6 protein-coding genes are annotated in these 7,019 nt (G+C 32.2%); all 6 read right to left on the reverse strand.

All coding sequences use genetic code 11. From position 1 onward, the window contains the following. Window positions 1-39: 39 nt before the first annotated feature. The 6 genes from RSB60_RS01380 to RSB60_RS01405 all read right to left on the reverse strand — a co-directional run bounded on the left by RSB60_RS01380 (window position 40) and on the right by RSB60_RS01405 (window position 6,969). Window positions 40-1,341, reverse strand: coding sequence for an AraC family transcriptional regulator (locus RSB60_RS01380; RefSeq protein ID WP_332614109.1), 1,302 nt, complete (start codon window positions 1,339-1,341; stop codon window positions 40-42). Between the two features lie 122 nt (window positions 1,342-1,463). After that, the gene (locus tag RSB60_RS01385; RefSeq protein WP_323380761.1) at window positions 1,464-2,867 is read right to left on the reverse strand and encodes a YfcC family protein; all 1,404 of its coding nucleotides are present in this window, start codon (window positions 2,865-2,867) and stop codon (window positions 1,464-1,466) included. Between the two features lie 23 nt (window positions 2,868-2,890). Continuing rightward, window positions 2,891-3,829 (reverse strand): carbamate kinase, encoded by a 939-nt coding sequence (arcC, locus tag RSB60_RS01390; protein WP_323380762.1) that lies wholly within the window; start codon window positions 3,827-3,829, stop codon window positions 2,891-2,893. 7 nt (window positions 3,830-3,836) lie between these two features. Further along, window positions 3,837-4,829 carry an ornithine carbamoyltransferase gene (gene argF / locus RSB60_RS01395; protein WP_332614111.1) on the reverse strand — a complete coding sequence of 331 codons (993 nt, stop codon included), beginning with the start codon at window positions 4,827-4,829 and terminating at the stop codon, window positions 3,837-3,839. 36 nt (window positions 4,830-4,865) lie between these two features. Continuing rightward, window positions 4,866-6,083 carry an arginine deiminase gene (arcA, locus tag RSB60_RS01400; RefSeq protein WP_323380764.1) on the reverse strand — a complete coding sequence of 406 codons (1,218 nt, stop codon included), beginning with the start codon at window positions 6,081-6,083 and terminating at the stop codon, window positions 4,866-4,868. A gap of 436 nt (window positions 6,084-6,519) precedes the next feature. After that, window positions 6,520-6,969: a hypothetical protein gene (locus RSB60_RS01405; RefSeq protein WP_332614113.1), complete on the reverse strand. Its 450-nt coding sequence runs from the start codon at window positions 6,967-6,969 to the stop codon at window positions 6,520-6,522. Window positions 6,970-7,019 lie beyond the last annotated feature (50 nt).

Here is a 7,019-nt window from a genome sequence, read left to right on the forward strand (position 1 = left end):
TATAAAACTAAAACATGAGAGTTCTATTATTCTCTCATTTTAAATATTTTCTTTTCTAGCTGTATAGATAATTTCTCCATCTATTGTTTGTAAATCAACATTTTTCCTAAATGCTCCTGGAGTCATTTTACGGATATTTGTAAATGTTCTTGTAAATGTTTTTGTTGTATTGTATCCTACATCAATTGCAATATCAGTAATAGCTAAGTCTGTTGTAATCAAAAGTTCTGATGCACGAGATACCCGTAACCAGTCTACATAATCATCAAATGTTTTCTCCACTTGAAATAACATAATATGATTTAATTCCATCATTGTAAGACCAAATCGTTTAGAAACAATTGCACCACTAATTTTGTCATTCAAGAAATTTTCCTGAATATAATTCAAAACTTTGTAAATAACTTCATTTTCTTTGCGTTTCAAAATTTCTTCATCTGTTTGATAACTTTTGCGATATTCATTCGGCGTACATCCAACCTTTGTTACAAATGCTTTGATAAAATGTGATGCATCTGTATAACCAATGATTTGGGCAATAATACTCAAACTCAAATCGGAATATAGTAATAAATCGTATGATTTTGACAATCGAATTTCATTAATCATTTCTGAAAAAGAATATCCAATATTTTCTTGGAAGTATTTAGCAATTGTAGATTCACTCACATAGAAAATCTTAGATAATTTTTCTAATGTTATTTTACTTTGTAGATTAGTACTAATATATCTTAATATTTTGTTTGTCAATTCTAGTTCAGTATTGTCTTCTTTTCCTACCACTTCATGATTTTTAATATAACGATTGAATAATACAAGCATAGAAACTAAAAGACTTGTTACAAATGCATCTGACAATTCTGGTAAACTATCATAATCTGGGTTCATGCTTTCTTCACCAAGTTCATCTTTAAGTTGATTAATACACGTTTGTAATGATACTGATTCTATTTGATCACAATAGAGAATAGGATGTTCTTTAATTGCCTCATGTAAATGGATAAGGCTATTTTTAGGATTATAGAGAGTTCTCAAATAGCCATTAATGAAATCTGAATTATAAACAATTTTTTGAAATGTTAATGGTTCAGTTACATTTTTAATAACAGTAATATCCCATGGCATCACTGATACCATCGTATCTTTTCGGATATCATAATCAATTCCATTTAGTGAAAAAATGCAACTACCCTCTAAAAAATATAAAAACCTCGCCGCACTATGAATAAGAGGAGAGGTTTGATTTTCAACGAATTCAATATCAAAAGAGCAAACTTGTCGTCGATCAAGTGCTGATGCAAATTTATCTTGTATTGTAGTAATATCAGATACTGTCGTCATAATTTTACCTTCGCTTATTATTATAGCATATTAAAATATTTTTTTCTCGTTTTCATAACATTTACATGAAAAAAAGAAGACTCTTTTCAGAGTCTTCAATAATTATTATTAAACAGTAAGGTTTATAGAATTGTCATTGCGACAGTAAGAATGACGCATGATACAACAGCTAGGATTAATATGAGTTTTCCAGCCCATTTTAACCATGTAGAATATTCAACTTTAGCTATTGATAATCCTCCCATAACAACACCAGATGTAGGAGTAAATAAGTTAACGACTCCACTTGCAGCAGCGAAAATCATAACCATAACAGCTGGATTGTAACCTAATGATGCAGTTAATGGACCCATAATTGGCATAGTTACTGTAGCACATCCACTTGTTGAAGGAATTAAGAATGATAATCCAATATAAACTAGATATGCTAATGGAGCGAATATTGTAGCACTTAAACCATTTAATGCATTTGCAGCAGCAGTTAGCAAGTAAATATCTAATCCTGTTTGAGTCATTAATACAGAAGCTCCACGAGCAACGGCAATAATTAATACTACTGATACGATATCAGCTGCACCACTTACAAATGATTCAACGATAACTTTTTCATGTAATCCACCAAGAATACCAACGATGATTGTAGCAAGGAAGAACCACATTGCAAGTTCTCCAAACCACCATCCACCTAATGCAACACCATTTAAGAATGCAGACCATCCAAAGATTGCATTAGCTGCTGATTCACCAATCAAGTCAGCCCAAGGCATAACAGAAATAATCATTACAATAAATACAAATGCGAAGATAACAAGTACAAATTTTTGTTTTCCTGTGAAAGTAACTTTTTCATGATCACCTTGTGAATAGTGTTCCATCATTGCAGCTTTTTCACTTGTAGAAAGGATTGAACCCTTTTCATTTTTAACTTTTTTAGCATAACGCATTACATACCAAATTGCGATTGCTAAGTTAGCTACTAATAATGTAAATCCTAATATCATGATAACAGATTGGTCAACAGGAACTCCCAAATCTACTAGTGCAGAAGAAGCAATACCTGTAGCGAATGGGTTAACTGTTGATCCTAAGCAACCAATACCTGCTCCAAGTAAGATTGTTGCAGCAGCTACGATTGTATCAAACCCAGCAGCAACCATTGTTGCACTAATAAGCGCATAGAATGCAACTGTTTCTTCACACATACCATATGTAGTTCCACCTAGAGCGAATACACACATAAGTATAGGAATAAGAATTAATTCATTTCCATTTAATTTCTTAACAAGAGTTTTGATTCCTGCATCAAGTGCTCCTGTTTTTGTAACAACCCCTAAGAAACCACCTAAAACTAGAACGAATACGCAAACGTCAATCGCATTAACGAATCCATTATACGGAGCCATTACAATTGTTGCTAGAGTAGCTTTTTCAACTCCTGGTACAAACCATGTTACCGCAGCTAGTGCGATGATGATTAGTAACAGTATGGAATAAGCACTTATCGACCTCTTTTTCTTTTCTGTCATTTTATCCACCTTTTTTTACAGTACTATTTTTTAATAATAGTTCCTGTTTCTCCTTTCAAAGCATCCTTTGCTTTTTCTAATGATGTGATTAGAGCGACACCGTTATTAGTCGCTTCAACGAAATCTAAGCAAGCTTCAACTTTTGGTAACATAGATCCTGGAGCAAAATGTCCTTCACTAATGTACTGTTTAGCTTCTGCGATTGTCATTTCAGCTAGGGCTTTTTGGTCTGGTTTATTGAAGTTAATGCACACACGGTCAACTGCAGTAAGAATTACTAGCATGTCGGCTTTTGCATCAAGTGCAAGTTTTGCACTTGAACGGTCTTTATCAATAACCGCTGCAACTCCTTGTAAACCATCTTGTGTTTCGATTACTGGTATGCCCCCACCACCAACTGTGATTACTACATCACCAGCTTGAACTAATTGTTCCACAACATTCAATTCAACTATGCGTGTAGGGATAGGGCTAGGTACTACCCTTCTGTATCCACGACCAGCATCTTCAACAAATACAAATCCTTTTTCAGCTGCAATTTTGTCGGCTTCTTCTTTTGTATAGAATGATCCGATAGGTTTTGTAGGTTTTTCAAATGCTTTGTCGTTAGGATCTACTACAACTTGTGTAACGATACATGCAACATCTTTTTTGATGTTACGTCTTTCAAGTTCACCTTCAATTGACTGTGTCAAATGATAACCGATATATCCTTGTGACATCGCTCCACATTCTGGGAATGGCATGTATGGAGTTTTTCCACCACCATTAGCAGAAAATTCCATAGCATTATTTATCATCCCAACTTGAGGTCCATTACCATGTCCAATAATGACATCGTAATCTTCTTCAACTAAATCCACGATTGTTTTCGCAGTTTGTTTAACTAAATCTAATTGTTCTTCAGGAGAATTTCCTAAAGCATTTCCTCCTAAAGCAATTACTAAACGTTTTCTTGTCATAATTAACCTATCTTAATGTTGCATACATAACAGCTTTAATTGTGTGCATACGGTTTTCAGCTTCATCAAAGACAACAGATTGTTTTGATTCGAATATTTCATCAGAAACTTCCATTTCCTTTAAACCAAATTTCTTTGCAATATCTGCACCAATTGTAGTGTTTGTATCATGGAAACTAGGTAAGCAATGCATGAAGATAGCTTCATGTTTAGCCATAGCCATAACATCTTTATTAACTTGATATTTATTTAATAGTTTAATTCTTGTATCCCAAACATCATCTGGTTCTCCCATAGAAACCCAAATATCTGTATAAATAACATCTGCATTTGTTGCGCCTTCTTTAACATCTTCAGTTAAAGTAACTGTGCATTCGTGTTCTTTAGCTAGTTCTTTACAAGTCGCAACTAAATCTTCATCTGGCCATAATTCTTTTGGTGCACATGCTGTAAAGTTAAGACCTAACTTAGCACAAGCAACCATTAATGAGTTACCCATATTATTACGAGCATCTCCAAAGAATGTGAAATTAATTCCTTTTAAATGCCCAAATTTTTCTTCAATTGTTAACATATCAGCTAACATTTGAGTAGGATGGAATTCAGTAGTTAAACCATTCCAAACTGGTACTCCTGCATATTTTGCAAGTTCTTCAACTAATTCTTGAGCATAACCACGGTATTCGATTCCGTCGTACATTCTTCCAAGAACGCGTGCAGTATCAGCGATACTTTCTTTTTTACCCATTTGAGAAGATCCTGGATCAAGGTAAGTAACACCCATACCTAAGTCCATTCCACCAACTTCAAATGCACAACGAGTACGTGTAGATGTTTTTTCAAATAACAATACAATGTTTTTTCCTTCAAGATAACGATGAGGAATACCTGCAAGTTTCATTTTCTTTAATTCTTTTGATAAATCGATTAAGTATCTGATTTCTTCAGTTGAGAAATCTAATAATTTTAAGAAATTTCTTCCTCTTAAGTTAACTGCCATAAATTTATTTTCTCCTTTTAAGTTATATTTATGTTTTTAGTCTTCACGAACAAGTGGCATTGACATACATCTAGGTCCACCACGTCCTCTTGATAATTCGGCACTTGGCATTTCTAATACTGTTAATCCTTGTTCTCTAAGAATTTCATTTGTAACATTGTTACGATCATAAACAACGATTACGCCTGGAGCGATACATAATGTATTTGATCCATCATTCCATTGTTCACGTTCAGAAGCAATTCTATCACCACCAGCACAAGGTATTAATGTTACTGGATGTCCAATATATTTTGCTAAAATATTTTCCAATTTATCATTGATTTCTTTTACAAGAATATCGCCATCTTTTGGTGTAATTTCAAATACTTGTAATGCTCCATAGATACCAGGATGTACTGTGAATTTATCTGTATCGATTTGAGTAAATACTGTATCTAGATGCATCATTGCACGGTTGTTTGGAATATTAACTGCTAAGATTCTTTGAATTTTATTTTTTGGATTACTGAAGATATGATGTGCTAATCCATCGATTGCTTCAGGACATGTACGTTGAGAAATACCAACTGCTAATGTACTTTCATTGATATTTAATACGTCTCCACCTTCAATATGGAATTCTTCATAACGGTCATACCATTTTTCAACTTGTCCTTTATATTCAGGATGATAGTTGAAGATGTATTCTGCATAAATAGTTTCACGATTACGTGTAACTGAATACATTTTATTTAAAGTAACTCCTTCTCCTACTGATGCGAATGGATCGCGAGTAAAGTATAGATTAGGCATTGGATCAATAATCAATTTATCAGACTCAGAAACTAGGTCAACTAATGAATTTTCTGGAGATACATGAACTTCTTTTAAGTTCAATCCTTCCATTGTTTTCAATACTAATTCTTTAGAATCTTGAATATTCATAAAGAAATCAAATAGGATTTTTTTCCAACGTTCAGTATGAATATTTGCTTCTTCAATGTATTGCTTGATGAATTTTTCTTTAAGTTCTGCTGAAAGTTCAAGTGTTTCTGCCATTAAATCTTCTAAGTAAACAACTTCTACACCATTTTCTCTTAATATTTCTGCAAAACGGTCATGTTCTTTTTGCGCTACTGGTAAATAAGGGATATCGTCAAATAATAAACGCCCTAATGTATCTGGTGTTAAATTTAATAATTCCTTTCCAGGTCTGTGTAATAAAACTTTTTTAAGTGGTTTAATTTCACTCGTTACATGAATTGCTACCATTTCTAGTCTCCTTTTTCTTATGTTTTTGTGTTATTTTGAAAGCTTTCCAACAACGGGACGTCCAAATCTAAATTATTGTAATCGCTTTCTTTTGTAACTTTAGTGTATTCCAATTACACCTCCTTTGTGGGTCAAAAAAAACATAAATTATTGTAAAATAAGTTTTTCACATGTTACATTTTTATGAAAATTTTTATGAAAATTTCATATGAAACAACTTCCATGTCCTTATTTAAAGCCTTATATTGCAATGTAAATTATTTTCAAAATAAATTTTATGTGTTCATCTTGTGAAAATTATTATGCACTAAAAAAGGCATATTTCATTTCTATGCCCTTATTTATATCTATTGCTATTTTTATCACAAATCGTTTAAATCATACACAATCTAGTTTTTCTATGTTTTTAAAGCTGATTAATCTTACTTATTCAATCTTATATTGTTTTTAATAAATAAAGTTTGTAAATTACACTAACAAGCATTTGAAACATTACAACGCCTAGTAATACAAATGATATCTTCATATCGTAAATTCCAATAATAATTGAAGAAATTATTAATATACTGCTAAGAATCATAATCAGTGGTTGCCCTGCTTTAGCACGAATGTATCTTTTTCTTTCATCATTTTCTTCAATATAAAGCTGTTGTAGTGCTTCTTCGTTATTTAATGCTTTTCTCATTTTAATTATGTAAATTGCAAAAATTATTTCTAAACCCAGAAATAAACCTGTTACAAACTCTAGTTCAAAAGAAAGCCATTCTGGTAAATTTGGTAGATCTTCTACATAAAACTTCATAATCAAAATAAATGATAATGCAATAAATCCAAAACCTATCATCATATTTTTACGTCTAATTAATTTATTCTTAAATTTTTCCATAGTATCTCTTATTCTACCTCCGTCAAATCGAATACTTCTTCAATAGTACA

The sequence above is a fragment of the Anaerorhabdus sp. genome (genome assembly GCF_036657415.1).
Taxonomy (GTDB): Bacteria; Bacillota_I; Bacilli_A; order Erysipelotrichales; family Erysipelotrichaceae; genus Anaerorhabdus.

What these genes read in the sequence shown, in the direction of transcription:
- arcC (WP_323380762.1), bottom strand. Translation starts at nt 3,829, where the DNA reads ATGACAAGAAAACGTTTAGTAATTGCTTTAGGAGGAAATGCTTTAGGA.
- argF (WP_332614111.1), bottom strand. Translation starts at nt 4,829, where the DNA reads ATGGCAGTTAACTTAAGAGGAAGAAATTTCTTAAAATTATTAGATTTC.
- RSB60_RS01405 (WP_332614113.1), bottom strand. Translation starts at nt 6,969, where the DNA reads ATGGAAAAATTTAAGAATAAATTAATTAGACGTAAAAATATGATGATA.
- RSB60_RS01380 (WP_332614109.1), bottom strand. Translation starts at nt 1,341, where the DNA reads ATGACGACAGTATCTGATATTACTACAATACAAGATAAATTTGCATCA.
- RSB60_RS01385 (WP_323380761.1), bottom strand. Translation starts at nt 2,867, where the DNA reads ATGACAGAAAAGAAAAAGAGGTCGATAAGTGCTTATTCCATACTGTTA.
- arcA (WP_323380764.1), bottom strand. Translation starts at nt 6,083, where the DNA reads ATGGTAGCAATTCATGTAACGAGTGAAATTAAACCACTTAAAAAAGTT.